Here is an 18,005-nt window from a genome sequence, read left to right as displayed (position 1 = left end):
TGAGCGGCGCAAGATCAAGCGAAAGGGTGAAATGACGGGGTTGCGCGTGCATGGCGGGAGGATCGATCTCGCCGCCACCCTGTACCCGGATGCGCCCACCCCATGGCTCGACCTGTCGACCGGGATCAATCCCGTCGCGTGGCGGTCCGATCCGTTGCCGTCCGTCGATCTCACATCGCTGCCCTCGCCCGCCGCGATCGCCACGCTCGAAGCCGCGGCAGCGGCGGTCTTCGGAACCGACGCCGCGCGGGTCGTCGCGTTGCCAGGCAGCGAGATTGGACTCCGCCTGCTGGCCAGTCTCGATCTGCCGCACCCCCGGCGTGTCGTGACGCCGAGCTATGCGACGCACGCGGCCGTCTTCGCCGACACCATCACGGTCCCCCGGTCGGCGATCGACACGATCGAGGACGGCACGCTGTTGCTCGCCAACCCGAACAATCCGGACGGGCTGCTCGACCCACCCGAGCGGCTGATCGCGATCGCATGCGCAGGTGCGTGGCTGGTCGTCGACGAGGCCTTTGTCGATCTGCATCCCGCGCACAGTGTCGTCCCGCATCTCCAAGCATCCGACCGCGTCATCGTCTTCCGCTCGTTCGGCAAGACGTTCGGCCTGCCCGGCGTCCGGCTCGGTTTCATGATCGCCCCGCCGGCGCAGGCGGCCGCTGTCCGCGAGCGGTTGGGAAGCTGGCCAGTCTCGGCCTGCGCGGTAGCCTATGGATTGGCGGCGTACCGCGATACGCGCTGGATCGCGGCGACCCGCCTCGCCAGCACCGACCGGGCAGCGCGGCTCGATGCGATGCTGGCACGGCACGGACTCCACGCGCGTGGCGCCTGCCCGCTGTTCCGGCTGGTCGAGACCGACGATGCGACCGCGCTGTTCGACCGGCTGGCGCATGCCGGGATCCTGACGCGCACGTTCGATCATGCGCCACGCTGGATGCGCATCGGTCTGCCGCGCGACGACACCGCGTTCGAGCGGCTAGACCGGGCGCTCGCGCATGGCTGAGCCGGTCGCGGTGGTCGCGCTGCTGATCGACGCCGCGATCGGCTGGCCTGCCGCGATCTATGCCCGGATCGGGCACCCGGTCGGTGGGTTCGCGCGACTGATCGACGCCGCCGACACGCGCTGGAACGATCCGCGGCGGTCATTCGCTGCGCGCCGGGCGATGGGAGTGCTGACGATGCTGCTGCTCGTCGGTATCGCGGTCGGCGTCGCGCTCATGCTCGACGCGGTTCTTCGCAGCCTGTTCGGATCAGTCGCCTGGATCGCGATCGGCCTATTCGCTGCGCCCGGCCTCGCCCTGCGCAGCCTGCACGATCATGTCACGCCCGTCGCGGACGCGCTCGATGCGGGGGATCTCGCACTCGCACGGACGCAAGTGGGGATGATCGTCGGGCGGGACGTCGCGCAGCTCGACGAGTCCGGCGTCGCGCGCGCGGCGATCGAAAGCCTTGCCGAGAGCGTATGCGACGGCGTCGTCGCGCCGCTGTTCTGGCTGCTCGTCGCCGGGCTGCCCGGGCTGTGGGCGTACAAGGCGATCAACACCGCGGACAGCCTGATCGGTCACCGCGAGGACCGCTGGCGCGCGTTCGGCTGGGCGGCGGCGCGGACCGACGACATCGCCAATCTCCTCCCCGCGCGGCTGAGCGGCGTGCTGCTCTGCCTCGTCGGTGGCGGCTGGCGGACGATGCTGCGCGACGCGGGCAACCACGCCTCGCCCAACGCCGGCTGGCCCGAGGCGGCGATGGCCGGCGCGCTTGGCCTGAAGCTCGCGGGACCGATAACCTATGACGGGATCAGCATCGCCAAGCCCTATATCGGCGATGGCCGCACCGACGCCACCGCAGCCGATCTTCGCGCGGCGCTGGTCGTCTATCGACGCGCGTGCGTGTTGCTGCTCGTCATTGCCGGAGGACTCGCATGCGCGCTCTGATGCTCCAGGGGACCGGCTCGGACGTCGGCAAGTCGGTGCTCGTCGCGGGCCTGTGCCGCGCGTTCGCCAATCGCGGTCTGTCGGTCCGCCCGTTCAAGCCGCAGAACATGTCGAACAACGCCGCCGTCACCGCCGATGGTGGCGAGATCGGCCGCGCGCAGGCGACCCAGGCGATCGCCTGCCGCGTCGCGCCCAGCGTCGACATGAACCCGGTCCTGCTCAAGCCGCAGGGCGATCGTACGTCGCAACTCATCGTCCGCGGCCAGGTCCGCGGCACGCTCGCCGCCGCGCGCTGGCGCGAGGGTCGCGACGGGTTGCTGGTCGACGTGCTCGACAGTTTCGAACGGCTGTCGGCCGGCTGTGACCTCGTCGTCGTCGAAGGCGCGGGCAGTCCGGCGGAAATCAACCTGCGCGCGGGCGACATCGCCAATATGGGCTTCGCGCGCGCCGCCAACGTCCCCGTGATCCTCGTCGGCGATATCGACCGTGGCGGCTTGATCGCGGCGGTCGTCGGCACGCGCGCGGTGATCGACCCCGCCGACGCGGCGATGATCCACGGCTTCCTGATCAACAAATTCCGCGGCGACCCCGCGCTGTTCGACGACGGCTACCGCGCGATCGAGGCGCGCAGCGGATGGCGCGGCTACGGCGTCGTGCCGTGGCTGGCCGACGCGGTGCGGCTCCCCAGCGAGGATGCGGTGATCCTCGAACGCCCCGCCGCCAGTGCGCACCGCCAGGTCACGATCGCCTGCCCGATCACGCCGCGGATCGCCAATTTCGACGACCTCGACCCGCTCCGGCTGGAACCCGGCGTCGCGCTGGTGATGGTGCCGCCCGGCACGCCGATCCCCGACGCCGACATGATCGTGCTCGCCGGATCGAAGGCGACGATTCCGGATCTCGCCTTCGTCCGCGCGCAGGGATGGGACATCGACATCCGTGCGCATCATCGCCGCGGCAAGCCGGTGCTCGGGCTCTGCGGCGGCTATCAGATGCTCGGCCGCAGCATCGCCGACCCCGATGGGATCGAAGGCCCCGCGTGCCAAGTCGAGGGGCTCGGCCTGCTCGACGTCGATACGGTCCTCGCCGGACGCAAGACGCTAGACCGGGTCTTCGGCCAAGCCCAGGGCGCAGCCTTTGACGGGTATGAGATGCACATGGGCGTGACGACCGGGTCGGCGACCGCCCGCCCCGTCGGCCACCGCGCCGACGGCAGCGCGGAGGGCGCGACGAGTGCGGACGGGCTCGTGTCGGGCAGCTATGTCCACGGCCTCCTTGCGCTCGCCGAGCAACGCGCCGCGTGGCTGGCCCGGCTCGGCGTCGCGGCAAGCGGGCCCGATCATGGCGCGTCGATCGACGCCGCGCTTGATGCGATCGCAGCCACGCTCGAACGCCACGTCGATCTCGATGCGCTGCTTGCGCTAAGCGAGCGCGCCGGCCACCACGATCGCGGCTAACAGCCCCGTCTCGACGATCTCGATCCCGGCCCCATGCGCGTCACCGGTCACGCCGCCCAGCGTCCGCCGCACCCATGCCGCGACGCCGAGAACGAGCACCGGCAGCACGACGAGCGCGGGCACCGCCACCGCTGCAAGCGCAAGAACCAGCGCCCAGCCCAGCAGGTCGCGAGTGCGCACCGCGCCGGCCACCGCCGCGCCGAGGCCACCGGGACGCAAGGGCGGCAACAGCCTCGCCCAGACGAGCGGCCCCATCCGTGCCGCAAACGGTACGAGGATTAGCGCCCACCAGCCCGCCCGCCCCGCGGCGTGCAGCAACACGAGCTTGGCGATCATCTGGCCGGCGATCGCGACGACCCCGAAGCTGCCGATATGCGGATCGGCCATGACCGCGAGCAGCCGTGTCCGATCGCCATGCGCTGCGCCCAGCCCGTCCGCCAGGTCGGCCAGCCCGTCGAGATGCAGCGCCCCCGTCACCGCGATCCATGCCAGCAGCGCGGCACACGCACCGGTCCACGGGTCAACCTGCGCGCCGAGCCAGCCTGCCAGCGCGACAAACACGCCGATCGCGAGCCCGACCAGCGGGTAGACCCGGATCGCCGCGGCGAAATCGTCCGCCTCCGCTGCAACGCGCGGCATCGGCAGCCGCGTCAGGAAACCGAACGCGACGATCAGCCGCGTCATGTCGCCAGCCCGACGATCTGCACGGTTCGCGTCGGTCCCGGCCAGACCCGCAGCGACACCAGCGCGGCATAAGGCAGGTCGAACGCCCAGATCTGCTGCCGATCGAACCCGCACAAGGCCGCAAGCGCCGCGCGGATCGCACCGCCATGCGTCACGACCAGAGTCGAGACGGTCGGCATCGCCTCCAGCGCGCACGCGACACGATCGTGCAACGCGGACCAGCGTTCGCCCCCCGGCGGCGGCGCAGCGTCCGGATCGTCATAAAAGGCGCCCAGCGCGGCGGGATCGATCGCCGCCGGGGCCAACCCGTCCCACGCGCCGAAATCGAGCTCGCGCCAGCGTGGTTCCACCACAACCGGCAAACCGCGCGGACGACCGATCGCCTCCGCACACGCCCGCGCCCGGATCAGGTCGGACGCCTCGATCCGCGCGACGTCGAGCCCGGCGGCGCGCGCGGCGCAGGCGGCGATCCCCGCTTCGGTTGCCGGATCGTCGGTCCGCCCGAGCAATCGCCCCGTCACCGCGGGCGCACCATGCCGCATCAGGTACAGCATGGACGCGCTCACGCCGCCGAGACACCCGCCTCGGCGAACGTCGCCATCTCGGCATGCGCAGCCAGCGCCGCCCGGACGAGCAACGTCGCGGTCGCCGCACCGCTCGCCTCGCCAAGCCGCATCCCCATCGAGAGCAACGGCTCGAGTTCGATCCGCGCCAGCAACGTGGTGTGGCCCGGCTCGGCCGAGACATGCCCCGCGAGGCAGTGCGCGACGATGTCGGGGCACGCGGCCGCCAGCGGCGCGACCGCCGCGCAACAGATGTACCCGTCGAGCATCACCGGCACGCCCGCCAGCCGCGCGCCAACCACCGCGCCCGCGATCGCCGCCAATTCGCGTCCGCCAAGCCGCCGCAGGATATCGAACGGCGTGATCAGCGAGTCGCGGTGCAGCGCGAACCCGGCCTCGACGACCGCGATCTTGCGCGCGATGCCGTCGCTATCGACCCCGGTGCCCGGCCCAACCCAGTCGCGTGCCGACCCGCCGAAGCTCGCCAAACACAACGCCGCCGCGCTCGTCGTATTGCCGATCCCCATCTCGCCCAGCACGATCAGGTTCGGCGCATCCACGACCGCCGCCGCACCCGCGTTAATCGCGGCGAGGCATTCGTCCTCCGTCATCGCCGGTGCCTGCGTGAAATCCGCGGTCGGCCGGTCGAGATCGAGCGAAACGATCTTGAGGTCGAGCCCTGCAGCACGCGACAACGCGTTTATCGCCGCGCCGCCGGCCTCGAAATTGGCGACCATCTGGGCGGTGACCGAGGCAGGAAACGCGCTCACGCCGCGCGCGACGATGCCGTGATTGCCCGCGAACACGACCGCACAGCCGCGATCGAGCCGGGGCAGCGGGTTGCCCTGCCAGCCCGCCATGAACACCGCGATGTCCTCCAGCCGCCCGAGCGACCCCGGTGGCTTGGTCAACTCGGCTTGCCGCGCGACCGCTGCGGATCGCGCCGCGGCGTCGGGCTGCGGCAACCCGCGCAAGGCCGCCAGAAATGCGGCAGGCGTCGCGAACGCCGTCATTCGACGACGAACCCGGCGGGCGGGGTGCGCGTGATGAAATGCCCCTTCACGCCCTGCGGCCATTGCTTGAACGGCACCTGCCCGAACGCGCTCTCGCCATAGAGCTTCGCGTAATCGAGGATCGCGCGCGCGGCGTCCTCGTTGGGCTCGAACCGGCCGAGCACATAACCGACCTTGGCGGGCGCGCGCAGATGGATCGTGCAGAAATCCTGGCACGCGAACAGACACGGCATCTCCTGCACCGCGACGTCGGCATAAGCGGGATCGCTCGCCTGCAACGCCTTCAGCGCGCTGGCGAGCCGTGCCCCGCCGCGCTGGCCGTCGGCGTCGTCGCGGGCGTCGGCGGAGTGGCGGCAGGTGGTGCACGCGACGACCGCGACGCCGTCTTCGACCTGCTTCAACATGCGGAGGCTCGGGCGTGCGGATACGAAAAACGATAAAATGCAGGCATGGTTACCCCTTCGGACAGTCGATCCCGCCCCGCGCGAGGGCCGAGGGCGCACGCCTCCGGCCTCCGCGCGACGCGAAGCGATGTCGTCGCTCGGGGTGTTACCCGTCCGTTCGGCGCACCCTGGCCGGACGAAAGACGACCGCGACGGGCAGGTCTCCTGGCTCGCGGGTCAACGCCGTCCGCGCCGCCTTCTCGGGATGATCCCAATGGCATGAGGCACGGTGGCTCGCCGCGTACAGTTGCAGGGGCAGCCGGGTGTTTCCCGTTCCCATTTTCATCCCCCTCGGCGCGAACGTCGGGGGAACCTGTCGCGGGTCGAGCGATACGCGCGCGACAAGGGTGACGCAAGACAGCGCAGCATCCGTCGGACCCGCGCCAGCAGCCCCACCCCTCCCGTCATCCTGACGAAAGTCAGGACCCAGAGCCAAGAAGGGTAGCGCTCGTTACCCTGGGTCCTGACTTTCGTCAGGATGACGGCCGGGCGCGGGGTATGACGCGCCCCCCTAGAACTCCACGCCCAGCTGCGCCTTCACGCCTGATCGGAACGGATGCTTCACCTGAGTCATGTCGGTCACCAGGTCCGCGACCTCGATCAACGCCTCGGGCGCGTTCCGCCCGGTGATAACGACATGCGTCATCTCAGGCTTCGCCGCCAACGCCGCGAGAACCTCGTCGACCGGCAGATAGTCGTAGCGCAGGACGATGTTGAGTTCGTCGGCGACCACCATCGCATAGGACGGATCGGCGATCATCCGCTTGACCTCGTCCCACGCCGCGCGTGCGACCGCGATGTCGCGCGCACGGTCCTGCGTGTCCCAGGTGAACCCCTCGCCCATCGGCTTGAACTCGCACAGCGCGGGGAACGCGTCGAAGACCGCCTTCTCGCCGGTCGCCATCGCGCCCTTGACGAACTGGACGACGCCGACTTTCCGGCCATGCCCGATCATCCGCACCGCCATGCCGAACGCGGCGGTCGACTTGCCCTTGCCCTTGCCGGTGTGGACGATGATCAGCCCCTTCTCGATCGACTTGGTCGCGACGATCCGGTCATGGACCTCCTTGCGTTTTGCGCTCTTGGCATTCTGCTCGTCATCGGTCCGCATGATCATGTCCTCTCGCGCTCCCGATGGCGGATCGCGCCGCGCGGCGCTAGAGCCTGCCTCATGCTCCGTATCACCGACCTCAAGCTCCCGCTCAACCACGCCGACGAGGCGCTCCCCGCCGCGATCCGCGATCGCCTGCGCGTGACGCCGCGCGACCTGATCCGCTACACGATCGCCAGGCGGGCGCACGATGCGCGCGACAAGATGGACATCCAGCTCGTCTATTCGGTCGACGTCACGCTGAAGAACGAGGACACCGTCCTCACCCGCTTCCGCAAGGATCGCCACGTCCAGCGCACCCCCGACACCGGCTATCGCTTCGTCACCAAAAGCGGCCCGAGCTATGCCGGCGCGCGCCCGGTCGTCGTCGGCGCAGGCCCCTGCGGTCTCTTCGCAGGCCTGATCCTCGCGCAAATGGGGTTCCGCCCGATCATCCTCGACCGTGGCAAGCTCGTCCGCGAGCGCACCAAGGACACCTGGGGCCTCTGGCGCAAGAGCGTGCTCAACCCCGAATCCAACGTCCAGTTCGGCGAAGGCGGCGCGGGCACCTTCTCCGACGGCAAGCTCTGGAGCCAGATCAAGGACCCGCGCCATCTCGGCCGCAAGGTCCTGACCGAGTTCGTCAAGGCCGGCGCGCCGCCCGAAATCCTGACCGAAGCGCACCCGCATATCGGCACGTTCCGCCTCGTCACGATGGTCGAGAGCATGCGCGAGACGATCGAGGCGCTCGGCGGCGAATATCGTTTCTCGACCCGCGTCGACGGCCTCGATGTCGTCGAAGAGGTCGGCACCCGCCAGCTCCGCGGACTTCATCTCAGCACCGGCGACTATCTCGAAGCCAACCATGTCGTCTTCGCGGTCGGCCACAGCGCGCGCGACACGTTCGAGATGCTCCACGCCACGGGCGTCCATGTCGAGGCCAAGCCGTTCTCGATCGGCGTCCGCATCGAGCATCCGCAATCGTGGATCGACGAAGCCCGCTTCGGCCCCTGCGCCGGCCATCCCGATCTCGGCGCGGCGGCGTACAGCCTGTCGCATCACTGCAAGAACGACCGCACCGTCTACAGCTTCTGCATGTGCCCGGGCGGCACCGTCGTCGCCGCGACCTCCGAGGAGGGCCGCGTCGCCACCAACGGCATGAGCCAATATTCGCGCAACGAACGCAATGCGAACTCCGGCATCGTGATCGGCATCGATCCCGCGCGCGACTATCCCGGTCACCCGCTTGCCGGGATCGCACTGCAGCGCCACTGGGAATCGCGCGCCTATGTCGCGGGCGGCTCGAACTACAAGGCGCCCGCGCAACGCATCGGCGATCTGCTCGCAGGCCGCGCCTCGACCGCGCTCGGCGCGGTGATCCCGTCGTACAAGCCAGGCGTCCACATGACCGATCTGTCGGAATGCCTGCCCGACTTCGCGATCACCGCGTTGCGCGAGGCGTTGCCCGCGTTCGGCCGCGAGATCCCCGGCTATGATCATCCCGACGCGGTGCTGACGGGAGTCGAGACGCGCACCTCGTCACCCGTCCGGATCACGCGCGGCGACGATTTCGTCAGCCTCAACACCGCCGGGCTGTTCCCGGCGGGCGAAGGTGCCGGCTATGCAGGCGGCATCCTCTCGGCCGCGGTCGACGGAATCAAGGTCGCGGAGGCCGTCGCGCTCAGCCTGACCGCCTGATCGCCTCGAGCAGGCCCTCGGACTTCACTTCCTCCGATCGGGACCCGTCTTGATCAGCCAGGCGCGCGGCAGTCCGGTCGGCTTGGCCACGCCGTCGAGCCGCCGCGCGCTGACCAGCGCCACGCGCTTGAGGATCATCTGATCCTTGAACGCATCCATCCCGCCACCGGTCGGCTTGGCGAGGATACGCTTGATCACGTCCATACCCGCCACGACGTGCCCGAAGGCCGCATAGCCGGGATAGCCCGGCCGCGCGTCCATCGCCGGCGCGGGGCCCACGGTAATGAAGAAATTACCGCCCGCCGACGCCGGCGTCATGCCGCGCGCCATCGATATCGTCCCGTCGAGATGCTTGATCCCGGTCTTCGCAGTCGTCTCAAGCGGAAACGGCGGCAGGATCCGCCGCGCGTCGGTGCGAATGCCGCCCTGGACGAACCCGAGCTTCGGCGCCGATTTCTGCCGGCTCGCACGATAGAAGTCGGTCCCGTCGAACCGTCCGTCATCGACATATTCGAGGAAGTTCTCGGTCGTCTTGGGCGCGCGGCGTGCATCGAGCGCCAGCACGATCGGGCCCTCCGACGTGACGAAGCGGACTCGAACCAGGCCCGGCCCTGCGCGGTTGGCCCGCTGCGCCGACCCCGCCGTGGCGAGCATCGTAACGGCCAACAGCCCCATCATCACATGCCGCATCGTCGAATACTCACGCTTTTACCGATCGGGCTCGGCTAGCGGTCGGGGTACGGCGACGCAAGCGAGCGTGATCGCGCAGGCGGTCGGTATGCGCGAGTTTGGGTCGCCCGAACGCTGCTTCCCGCTATCCTATTCAGGACGCCGAGCGTTCGGCCGCGTCGGCGAGCGCGACATGGATTTGCGCGACCACCGCGGCACCCTCGCCCACCGCCGCGGCGACGCGCTTGGTCGAGCCCGCCCGCACATCGCCGATCGCGAAGACGCGCGCGCGGCTCGTTTGCAGCGTCAGCGCCGCCTTGCCGGTGACGATGAACCCCTTCTCGTCGGTCTCGACACAGCCGTGCAGCCAGCCCGCATTGGGATCGGCGCCGATGAACAGGAACAGGTGCCGGATCGCGCGGCGCAGCGTGCCCCCGTCGCGGTGGTTGCGGAATATCGCCGCGGTCAGTCCGGTCGCGCGGTCACCTTCCAGCCCGACGATTTCAACCCCGACATGCAGCGTCACGTTGGGCAGCGCGGCAATCCGGTCGATCAGGTATCTGGACATCGTCGCGGCAAGGTCGCGCCGGACGACGAGGTGCAGATGCCTCACGCGCGGCGCCAGGAACGCCACCGCCTGTCCCGCCGAATTGCCGCCGCCGACCAGCGCGACCTCCTCGCCCTCGCACAGCCGCGCTTCGATCGGCGATGCCCAATAGGAAACGCCCGCCCCTTCGAACCGCTCGAGATCGGGAATATCGGGCCGACGATAGCGCGCGCCCGAGGCGACGATCACGGTCCGCGATCGCACCTGTCGATCCCCCGGCAGCGCAAGCACGAGCGGCTCGTCGTCGACGACCTCTTCGTCGCAGACCAACCGCGCCACTTCCAGCGGCACCGCGATCTCCGCCCCGAACTTCAGCGCCTGGTTGAACGCGCGCCCCGCCAGCGCCTGCCCCGATATCCCGGTCGGGAAGCCCAGGTAATTCTCGATCCGCGCCGATGCGCCCGCCTGGCCGCCGATCGCGCGTTCGTCGAGCACGATCGCCGACAGCCCTTCCGATGCCGCATACACCGCCGCCGCCAGTCCCGCCGGCCCCGCACCCACGATCGCGACGTCGTACACCACCGCCGGATCAAGGTCGGGCGTGATGCCGAGACAGGCCGCGACCTCGACATCGGAGGGCCGTTTCAGGATCGTCCCATTCGGACAGACCACGACCGGCAGGTCGCTGCGCAGCACACCGATCCGCTCGATCAGCGCCCGACCCTCGTCGTCCGACGCGCCGTCGAGAACGATATTGGGATAGCCCGACCGGGTCAGGAACCCCTGCAACCGGACGATATCGGGGCTGCCCGGCACGCCGACGATCACCGTCCCGGCGCCGCCATCCTCGATCAGCCCCACGCGGCGCAGGATCAGCGCGCGCATGACGATTTCGCCGACATCGGCCGATCCCACCATCAGCGCCCGCAGATGCGCAGGGTCGAACGGCAACGCGGTGCACCCGTCGGGCCCCGCCCTGCCCGCCGCGATCGATGGCCGACCCGCGAGCTGGTTCACCTCCCCGGTGAACTGGCCGACCCCGTGCGCGGTGATCGGCGCGTCATGGTTCAGGCCATCGCGGCGTCTGACCTTGATCGACCCCGCCAGCACCAGCCACGCGGGCGCGCCCTGCTCGCCGATCGCATAGACCGGCTCGCCAGGCGCAAACGTCCGTGCCGGGCCGCTCGCGAACCGTTTTGCGGTCTCGCGCTGATCGGGGTCGAGGACCGGGAACATCTGGTGGTCGCGCGATCCGGCGGGGCTCATGTCCGCACCACCGGCTCGAGCCCGAGCAAGACGGTCGGGATCAGTTCGGAAACCGTCGGGTGGATCGGCACCGCCCAGCGCAGCGCCGCCACGCTCTGGTCGGCGTTCATCATGTCGAGGATCCCGTGGATCGCCTCGTCGCCCCCCACGCCGAGGATCGCCGCACCCAGGATCCGCTGCGTCTCGGCATCCGCGACGATCTTGATTAACCCCTTGGTCTCGCCCTTTTCCACCGCCCGACCGACCCGCGTCATCGGCCTCGACGAGACCAGGATCGGTCGCCCGGACGCCTCGGCCTGCGTCTGCGTCATCCCGATCCGGCCCAGCGGTGGATCGGTATACAGCGCATAGCCGACCAGCCGCTGGCTCAGCGTCCGGTCGTCGCCATCGAGCAGGTTCGCCGCGACGATCTCAAAGTCGTTATACGCGGTATGCGTGAACGCGCCGCGCCCGTTGCAATCGCCAAGCGCCCAGATCCCCGGGACGTTGGTCTGCAACAGATCGTCGACGATCACATAGCCCTTCGCATCGGTCGCGATCCCCGCATGTTCCAGTCCGAGATCGTCCGTATTCGGCCGCCGACCGACCGCGAGCAGCACATGGCTGCCGACCACCACCGGCTCGCCCGCATCGCAATCGACCGACACCGCGACGCCGTCCTCGTGCCGCGCGAAGGCGATGCAGTTCGCCCCCGTCCGTATCGCGATGCCCTCGTCTTCAAGGATGTCGCGCACCGCGTCCGACACGTCCGCGTCCTCGTGCGCGATCAGCCGTTCGCCGCGTTCGACGACCGTCACCGCCGCGCCGAACCGGCGATACATCTGCGCGAACTCGAGCCCCACATAGCTTCCGCCGACCACGACGAGATGCGCGGGCACCGCCTCGAGCGCCACCATGTCGGTATTGTCGAGATGCGGCACGTCGCCGACGCCCGGCATGTCGGGCACGCTCGCGCGCCCGCCGACGTTGAGGAAGATGCGCGGCGCGGTCAGGATCTCGTTATCGACCGCGATCGTCGTCGGCCCCGTGAAGCGCGCATGGCCGCGCAGCATCGTCAGCCCGGCCATGCCTGCCAGCCATGCCTCGTTTCCCTCACGCGCGTCGGTCACGACCTTGCGCGCGCGTGCCGCCACCGCCGGCATGTCGATCCCGACATCCCCGGTCCGCACGCCGAACTCCGCCGCGCGCCGGGCGAGGTGCGCGGCATAGGCGCTGGCGACGAGCGTCTTGGTCGGCATGCACCCCGTATTGACGCAGGTCCCGCCGACCAACTTGCGCTCGATCAGCGCGACCGTCATCCCCGCCGCGGTCAGGCGCCCGGCGAGCGGTGGCCCCGCCTGCCCGGCGCCGACGATGATCGCATCGAACCGCCGTGTCATAGCGATGCGACCACGATCACGCTGAGCCCGATCGCCAGCGCATCCTCGACCAGCGCGGCAGGCCGATCGCGGCCGAACGTCGCCGTGAGCAAGGCTCTCAGTCGCGCACCGCCCACCGTCCCGAGGACCGCACCGATCACACCCAGCACCAGCCCGAGGATCGGCGCGCCCGTCGCATAGCCGATCGCCGCGCCCGACACGCCACCCGTGACGATCCGCGCGATGAACGGTGCGGGGGTCATACGGCTCGGCGTCGAGGGCAGCTGGTCGCCGACGAGTTCGCCGGCCGCCAGGATCGTGAACACCCAAGGCGTGAAGCGCGCCCCGAGAACGGCCAGCCCCGACCCCTGCAACTGTAGCAGGCCGGTCGATGCGGCCCAGGCGATCGCCGCCGGGGCCATCATCGCCCGCAATCCGGCGACGAAGCCGATGATCAGAGCGAGAACCAGCACGGGCGTCTCCTGCAATTTCGCACCAACGGACGCTTTCACGCCCGCTCCAGCCGGTCAATCGGCGATCCGGTCCAGCATCAGCGTCGTCCCCGACCGTGCCGAAGGGAGAGGCAGGAGACCCGCTTACCGAAGTGGTTGCGACGGCAGGACAAACCTGATTTTCAGCCCGGTAGCCACTACCGCGGAACAGCCGGCAACGTCCGCACAGATGATCGATCCATTTCGGGCACGTAATGACTTATCGCGACGCTGACCGAATCACGTACCGCCGATCACGACGATGTCAGGCGTCCAACGCGAGGAGGGCGAACGTCGCCAGCCAGTGTTCGCCCATATAATCATCGGCAAGATGCGGCAGCGCCTCGGCGAGGTGCGCGTCGGCGATGCCGCGCGCCCGCGTCGGGTCGGGCAAAGCCTCGGCAATCGATCGCCACCCCCAGGCGCGCGACAGGTTCACCCCGTCGAGATGCGCAAGCCGGCCGTCCGACCGATCGCTGACGAGCGCGGGCGCTTGCAGGCACGTCGTCGCCGCCCCGAACGGGTCCGGCAGGAAGTCGCCCAGCCACCCCTCGAACGATGCCCCCAGCACGACGCGCATCAGCACCGCCTCGCACAAGGTCGCCGACAGGAAATCCTCGCCGCTCGGCTCCCATGGCCGGCAATCGCGATCGGTCCCAAACCAGTCGCGCGCGCGCGCCTCGATCAGCGTCGCCAGCGCGGTGTCGTGCGTCCGCGCCCAGCGCAACGCATGGACCAGCGCGAACGCGGTACAGTCATGCTTGCCGCTCCGGACCGGATAGACGAGCTTGGGCAGATAGTCCGCGAACCGCGCCGCGAATGCGCGCGCGAGCGGCTCGATCGCCGCCGCCCAGCCGCGATCGGGCCGCAACGCCAGTTCGTCATGCAGCGCCAGCAGCCAGCCCCACCCATAAGGCCGCTCGAAGCTCCCCGTCGTCGGCCGCGCCAGATAGGCGAGTTCGCCCGCCGCGCGCTCCGCCACCAGCATCCGGTCCGCCAACGCCTCGACCGCAGCCGCCTCGGGCATCGCGGGAAACAGCCGGGCCAGCCGCATCACCTGCCACCAGCCATGCACGCAGCTATGCCAGTCATAGCTGCCGTGAAAGATCGGATGCAGCGTCTTGGGCAGCGCAAGATCACCCGGCCCGCCCAGCGTCTGGTCGAGCTTGTACGGCCACTCGCGCGTCAGATGCCCCAACGTCAGCGCGGCGAACCGCCCAGCGGTCGCCTGGTCCAGTGCGTGCGTCATTCGACTCTCCCAAACCCACCGCCGCCGGGCGTCTCGATCACGAACACGTCGCCCACGTGCATGTCGACGCGCGCGGTCGAGCCGAGCGGCTCCACGCTGCCATCCGCCCGCTCGACGCTCGCCGAGCCCAGCCCGCCGCTGTCGCCGCCCGCCATCCCGAACGGGGCCACGCGGCGGCGGTTGGCGAGGATGCACGCGGTCATGTCTCCGAGAAACCGCACGCGGCGCGTGCCGCCGTCGCCGCCACGATGCGCGCCCGCCCCGCCCGAACCCCGCCGGATCGAGAATTCCTCGAGCAGCACGGGAAACCGCGTCTCGAAAATCTCGGGATCGGTCAGCCGGCTGTTGGTCATGTGCGTCTGGATCACCGCCGCGCCCTCGAAGCCGGGGCCCGCGCCCGCACCGCCGGCGATCGTCTCGTAATATTGGTGCGTGTCGTTGCCGAAGGTGAAGTTGTTCATCGTCCCCTGGCTCGCCGCCATCGCGCCGAGTGCGCCAAAGAGCGCGTCGGTGACGACCTGGCTCGTCTCGACATTCCCGGCGACGACCGCGGCCGGATAGCGCGGGTTGAGCATCGAGCCCTCGGGGACGCGGATCGTAACCCCGCGCAGGCAGCCGTCGTTAAGCGGCACGGCCTCGTCGATCAGTGCACGCACGACGTAGAGCACCGCCGCGCGGACGATCGAGACGGGCGCGTTGAAATTGGTCGGGCGCTGCTCGCTGGTGCCGGCGAAGTCGACCTCCAGCGTCGCGGCCGCGCGATCGATACGGACAGCCACACGAACGACCGCGCCGTCATCCATTTCATAGGCGAAAGCGCCATCGTCGAGCGTCGCGATCAGGCGGCGAACGGCGGCGTCGGCATTGGCCTGGACGTGCTCCATATACGCCGCAACGACGTCGGTGCCGTATTCGTCGGCAAGCCGAGTCAGCCCCGTCGCGCCGCGGGTGCAGGCGGCGAGCTGCGCGGACAGGTCGGCGATGTTCTGGTCGATGTTACGGGCCGGATACGCGCCGGACGCGAACACGGCGCGCAGTTCGCTTTCGAGGAAGCGCCCTTCGTCGACCACCAGCACGTCGTCGAGCAGCACGCCCTCCTCCTCGACCGAGCGGCTTTCGGGCGGCATCGATCCGGGGGTTATGCCGCCGACGTCTGCGTGATGGCCGCGCGCCGCCACGAAGAACGCGGGCGCGTCGCCGTCGTCCGCGAACACCGGCATGATGACGGTAATGTCGGGAAGGTGCGTGCCACCGCGATACGGCGCGTTGAGCGCATAGGCGTCACCGCGACGGATGCCGCGACCGTCTGCGCCGCCGCCGCGCGCGTCGATGATCGTGCGGATGCTCTCGCCCATCGAGCCCAGATGGACCGGGATGTGCGGCGCGTTGGCGACGAGGTTGCCCTGCGCGTCGAACAGCGCGCAGCTGAAGTCGAGCCGCTCGCGGATGTTGACCGAGGCCGCGGAGCGCTGGAGCGCTGCGCCCATCTCCTCGGCGATGCTCATGAACAACCCCGCGAAGATCGCCAGCCGCACCGGATCGGACTCGGTGCCGATGCTCGCGCCGACGCGCGGTGCGATCCGGTCGAGGATCAGGTTGCCAACCGTGTCGACGCGCGCGCGCCAGCCGGGCTCCACGATCGTGGTCGAGACGCTGTCGAGGATCAGCGCGGGGCCGTCGACGCCGTGCCCGACGGGGAGGCCTTCGCGCGCCAAGACCGGCGTGTCGTGCCACGCGCCTGCCATGTAGACGGGCGGGGTCGCGAGGGGGGCCGCGGGTGCGTCCGGGAATGTGACCAGCGCGGCGTCGATCGGTGGGCTCTCGGCGATCGCTTCGGCGACGATCCGGTCGGCGATCAGCGGCGCGTCGCTCGCGAACCCGAACTGCGCGATGTGCGCGGCATCGAACGCGGCGATCATCGCTACCGATTGGTCGAGATCAAGCTCGATCGTGTGATCGGTCTGGCCTCGGCGCAGATGGACGCGTCGTTCGATCCGCACGGTGTCCGCCGCAACGCCCTGCGCCACGAGCGCGTCGCGGGCAGCCTCCGCCAACACGTCCAACGCCTGCGTGATCGCGGCATAGTCCGCAAACGCCGCGCCCGACGTCGCCTCGCGGAGCACACGGCGATCGGCGAGCCCCATGCCATACGCCGACAGCACGCCGGCCAGCGGGTGGATCATCACCCGGTCCATCGCCAGCGCATCGGCGACCAGGCAGGCATGCTGCCCCCCGGCCCCGCCGAAGCAGGCCAGCGTGTAGCGCGTCACGTCATGCCCACGCGCGACCGAGATCGTCCGGATCGCATTCGCCATGTTGGCGACCGCGACCGCGACGAACCCTTCCGCCGCCGCCTGCGGATCAAGCGGCAATTCCGCAAACCGCGCGGCGACCGCCTCGGCATCGAGCGGCGCATCGCCAGTCGGTCCGAACAGCGCGGGGAAGAATTCGGGGCGCACTTTGCCGAGCATCACGTTGCAGTCGGTGACGGTCAGCGGCCCGCCGCGGCGGTAGCAGGCAGGCCCCGGCACCGCGCCCGCGCTCTCCGGGCCGACGATCAGCCGTTCCCCGTCGAACCGGCAGATCGATCCGCCGCCTGCCGCCACCGTGTGGATCCGCAGCATCGGCGCGCGGATGCGGGCGCCGGCGATCAGCGTCTCGGTATCGCGCTCATAGGTGCCGGCATAGTGCGACACGTCGGTCGAGGTGCCGCCCATGTCGAAGCCGATGACGTGTTCGAACCCGGCCTCGCGCGCGGTCGCGGCCATGCCGACGATGCCGCCCGCGGGCCCCGACAGGATCGCGTCCTTCCCGCGAAAGCCCGCGCCATCGACCAACCCGCCCGACGACTGCATGAACAGCGCGCCCTGCCCCAGCGCCGCGCTCAACCCCGCGACATAGCGATCGACGACCGGCGACAGATACGCGTCGACGACGGTCGTATCGCCGCGCCCGATCAGCTTGATCAAAGGCGCGACCCGGTGGCTGACCGAAATTTGCGTGAAGCCGATCTCGGCGGCGGTGTCCGCCAGCGCCTCCTCGTGCGCGGTGAAGCGATAGCCGTGCACAAGAACAATTGCGACGGCACGAAGCCCGCTATCGAATGCCGCCTGCAACCCTGCCCGGGCCGCATCGACGTCGAGCGGACGGAGCAAATCCCCCTCCGCGCCGACCCGCTCTTCGATCTCGACGACGTGCGCGAACAGCGGCGGCGGGCGGTTCACGTCGCGCGCGAAGATATCGGACCGTTCCTGGTGCCCGATCACCAGCGCGTCGCCGAAGCCGCGCGTGATCGCGAGGGCGGTCGGCTCGCCCTTGCGCTCGAGCAGCGCGTTGGTCGCGACGGTCGTCCCGATCCGCAGTTCGAGGGGCACGTCCGCCCCGTCCGTCAGCCGCCGGATCGCCTCCACCGCTGCGTCGGCGTAGCGTTCGGGATCCTCCGACAACAGCTTGGCGGTGACAATCCGCCCATCGGGTTGCCGCGCGACGACGTCGGTGAACGTGCCGCCGCGATCGATCCAGAACTGCCATGCGGTCATCGGT

General features: G+C 69.8%; 15 protein-coding genes and 1 riboswitch. Of the genes, 4 read left to right on the top strand and 11 right to left on the bottom strand.

Going from position 1 to position 18,005, the window contains the following annotated elements:
- The first annotated feature begins 31 nt into the window (after nucleotides 1-31).
- Genes ASE79_RS08525 through ASE79_RS08515 form a run of 3 tightly spaced genes read left to right on the top strand, consistent with a single transcriptional unit; the run spans nucleotide 32 to nucleotide 3,391 of the window.
- A complete protein-coding gene (locus ASE79_RS08525) occupies nucleotides 32-1,006 on the top strand; it encodes an aminotransferase class I/II-fold pyridoxal phosphate-dependent enzyme (protein ID WP_056414678.1) in 975 nt (324 codons plus the stop codon).
- Nucleotides 999-1,934, top strand: coding sequence for an adenosylcobinamide-phosphate synthase CbiB (gene cbiB / locus ASE79_RS08520; RefSeq protein ID WP_056414675.1), 936 nt, complete (start codon nucleotides 999-1,001; stop codon nucleotides 1,932-1,934). The genes ASE79_RS08525 and cbiB overlap by 8 nt, the downstream gene beginning before the upstream one ends.
- Nucleotides 1,922-3,391, top strand: a complete 1,470-nt coding sequence (locus ASE79_RS08515; RefSeq protein WP_056414672.1) for a cobyric acid synthase — start codon at nucleotides 1,922-1,924, stop codon at nucleotides 3,389-3,391. The genes cbiB and ASE79_RS08515 overlap by 13 nt, the downstream gene beginning before the upstream one ends.
- Here the strand turns inward: ASE79_RS08515 and cobS are convergent.
- The 5 genes from cobS to cobO form a co-directional block, all read right to left on the bottom strand.
- Complete coding sequence (gene cobS / locus ASE79_RS08510; protein ID WP_056414669.1) at nucleotides 3,356-4,075, bottom strand: adenosylcobinamide-GDP ribazoletransferase; 720 nt, start codon at nucleotides 4,073-4,075, stop codon at nucleotides 3,356-3,358. The two genes, ASE79_RS08515 and cobS, sit on opposite strands and share 36 nt — an antisense overlap.
- On the bottom strand, nucleotides 4,072-4,641 hold the full coding sequence (locus tag ASE79_RS08505) for a histidine phosphatase family protein (RefSeq protein ID WP_056414666.1): 570 nt from the start codon (nucleotides 4,639-4,641) through the stop codon (nucleotides 4,072-4,074). The genes cobS and ASE79_RS08505 overlap by 4 nt, the downstream gene beginning before the upstream one ends.
- Nucleotides 4,638-5,651 (bottom strand): nicotinate-nucleotide--dimethylbenzimidazole phosphoribosyltransferase, encoded by a 1,014-nt coding sequence (gene cobT / locus ASE79_RS08500; protein ID WP_056414663.1) that lies wholly within the window; start codon nucleotides 5,649-5,651, stop codon nucleotides 4,638-4,640. The genes ASE79_RS08505 and cobT overlap by 4 nt, the downstream gene beginning before the upstream one ends.
- Nucleotides 5,648-6,055 carry a DUF1636 domain-containing protein gene (locus tag ASE79_RS08495; protein WP_056414660.1) on the bottom strand — a complete coding sequence of 136 codons (408 nt, stop codon included), beginning with the start codon at nucleotides 6,053-6,055 and terminating at the stop codon, nucleotides 5,648-5,650. The genes cobT and ASE79_RS08495 overlap by 4 nt, the downstream gene beginning before the upstream one ends.
- 176 nt (nucleotides 6,056-6,231) lie before the next feature.
- Nucleotides 6,232-6,426, bottom strand: a riboswitch (cobalamin riboswitch).
- A gap of 179 nt (nucleotides 6,427-6,605) precedes the next feature.
- On the bottom strand, nucleotides 6,606-7,211 hold the full coding sequence (gene cobO, locus ASE79_RS08490) for a cob(I)yrinic acid a,c-diamide adenosyltransferase (RefSeq protein WP_056414657.1): 606 nt from the start codon (nucleotides 7,209-7,211) through the stop codon (nucleotides 6,606-6,608).
- A 54-nt stretch (nucleotides 7,212-7,265) separates the two neighbouring features.
- Between cobO and ASE79_RS08485 the strand changes: the two genes are divergently transcribed.
- On the top strand, nucleotides 7,266-8,882 hold the full coding sequence (locus ASE79_RS08485) for an NAD(P)/FAD-dependent oxidoreductase (protein WP_056414655.1): 1,617 nt from the start codon (nucleotides 7,266-7,268) through the stop codon (nucleotides 8,880-8,882).
- A 24-nt stretch (nucleotides 8,883-8,906) separates the two neighbouring features.
- Here the strand turns inward: ASE79_RS08485 and ASE79_RS08480 are convergent, their stop codons facing one another.
- The 6 genes from ASE79_RS08480 to ASE79_RS08455 all read right to left on the bottom strand — a co-directional run bounded on the left by ASE79_RS08480 (nucleotide 8,907) and on the right by ASE79_RS08455 (nucleotide 18,001).
- Complete coding sequence (locus tag ASE79_RS08480) at nucleotides 8,907-9,557, bottom strand: peptidylprolyl isomerase (RefSeq protein WP_235516864.1); 651 nt, start codon at nucleotides 9,555-9,557, stop codon at nucleotides 8,907-8,909.
- A 148-nt stretch (nucleotides 9,558-9,705) separates the two neighbouring features.
- Nucleotides 9,706-11,364: an FAD-dependent oxidoreductase gene (locus ASE79_RS08475; protein WP_056414649.1), complete on the bottom strand. Its 1,659-nt coding sequence runs from the start codon at nucleotides 11,362-11,364 to the stop codon at nucleotides 9,706-9,708.
- A complete protein-coding gene (locus ASE79_RS08470; RefSeq protein ID WP_056414645.1) occupies nucleotides 11,361-12,743 on the bottom strand; it encodes an FAD-containing oxidoreductase in 1,383 nt (460 codons plus the stop codon). The genes ASE79_RS08475 and ASE79_RS08470 overlap by 4 nt, the downstream gene beginning before the upstream one ends.
- The gene (locus ASE79_RS08465) at nucleotides 12,740-13,195 is read right to left on the bottom strand and encodes a DUF4126 family protein (RefSeq protein WP_200910344.1); all 456 of its coding nucleotides are present in this window, start codon (nucleotides 13,193-13,195) and stop codon (nucleotides 12,740-12,742) included. The genes ASE79_RS08470 and ASE79_RS08465 overlap by 4 nt, the downstream gene beginning before the upstream one ends.
- Nucleotides 13,196-13,478: 283 nt before the next feature.
- Nucleotides 13,479-14,462 (bottom strand): DUF2891 domain-containing protein, encoded by a 984-nt coding sequence (locus ASE79_RS08460; RefSeq protein ID WP_056414642.1) that lies wholly within the window; start codon nucleotides 14,460-14,462, stop codon nucleotides 13,479-13,481.
- Nucleotides 14,459-18,001, bottom strand: a complete 3,543-nt coding sequence (locus ASE79_RS08455; protein ID WP_056414640.1) for a hydantoinase B/oxoprolinase family protein — start codon at nucleotides 17,999-18,001, stop codon at nucleotides 14,459-14,461. Before ASE79_RS08455 ends, ASE79_RS08460 begins: the two co-directional genes overlap by 4 nt.
- Between the last annotated feature and the right edge of the window lie 4 nt (nucleotides 18,002-18,005).

Origin of the sequence: Sphingomonas sp. Leaf28 (assembly GCF_001421685.1) — a bacterium.
GTDB classification, from domain to species: Bacteria; Pseudomonadota; Alphaproteobacteria; order Sphingomonadales; family Sphingomonadaceae; genus Sphingomonas; species Sphingomonas aurantiaca.
The sequence above is the reverse complement of the archived record's forward strand: the minus strand, read 5'-3'. Positions and strand labels throughout refer to the sequence as shown.

What these genes read in the sequence shown, in the direction of transcription:
- ASE79_RS08525 (WP_056414678.1), top strand. Translation starts at nt 32, where the DNA reads ATGACGGGGTTGCGCGTGCATGGCGGGAGGATCGATCTCGCCGCCACC.
- cbiB (WP_056414675.1), top strand. Translation starts at nt 999, where the DNA reads ATGGCTGAGCCGGTCGCGGTGGTCGCGCTGCTGATCGACGCCGCGATC.
- ASE79_RS08515 (WP_056414672.1), top strand. Translation starts at nt 1,922, where the DNA reads ATGCGCGCTCTGATGCTCCAGGGGACCGGCTCGGACGTCGGCAAGTCG.
- cobS (WP_056414669.1), bottom strand. Translation starts at nt 4,075, where the DNA reads ATGACGCGGCTGATCGTCGCGTTCGGTTTCCTGACGCGGCTGCCGATG.
- cobT (WP_056414663.1), bottom strand. Translation starts at nt 5,651, where the DNA reads ATGACGGCGTTCGCGACGCCTGCCGCATTTCTGGCGGCCTTGCGCGGG.
- ASE79_RS08495 (WP_056414660.1), bottom strand. Translation starts at nt 6,055, where the DNA reads ATGTTGAAGCAGGTCGAAGACGGCGTCGCGGTCGTCGCGTGCACCACC.
- cobO (WP_056414657.1), bottom strand. Translation starts at nt 7,211, where the DNA reads ATGATCATGCGGACCGATGACGAGCAGAATGCCAAGAGCGCAAAACGC.
- ASE79_RS08485 (WP_056414655.1), top strand. Translation starts at nt 7,266, where the DNA reads ATGCTCCGTATCACCGACCTCAAGCTCCCGCTCAACCACGCCGACGAG.
- ASE79_RS08480 (WP_235516864.1), bottom strand. Translation starts at nt 9,557, where the DNA reads ATGGGGCTGTTGGCCGTTACGATGCTCGCCACGGCGGGGTCGGCGCAG.
- ASE79_RS08475 (WP_056414649.1), bottom strand. Translation starts at nt 11,364, where the DNA reads ATGAGCCCCGCCGGATCGCGCGACCACCAGATGTTCCCGGTCCTCGAC.
- ASE79_RS08470 (WP_056414645.1), bottom strand. Translation starts at nt 12,743, where the DNA reads ATGACACGGCGGTTCGATGCGATCATCGTCGGCGCCGGGCAGGCGGGG.
- ASE79_RS08460 (WP_056414642.1), bottom strand. Translation starts at nt 14,462, where the DNA reads ATGACGCACGCACTGGACCAGGCGACCGCTGGGCGGTTCGCCGCGCTG.
- ASE79_RS08455 (WP_056414640.1), bottom strand. Translation starts at nt 18,001, where the DNA reads ATGACCGCATGGCAGTTCTGGATCGATCGCGGCGGCACGTTCACCGAC.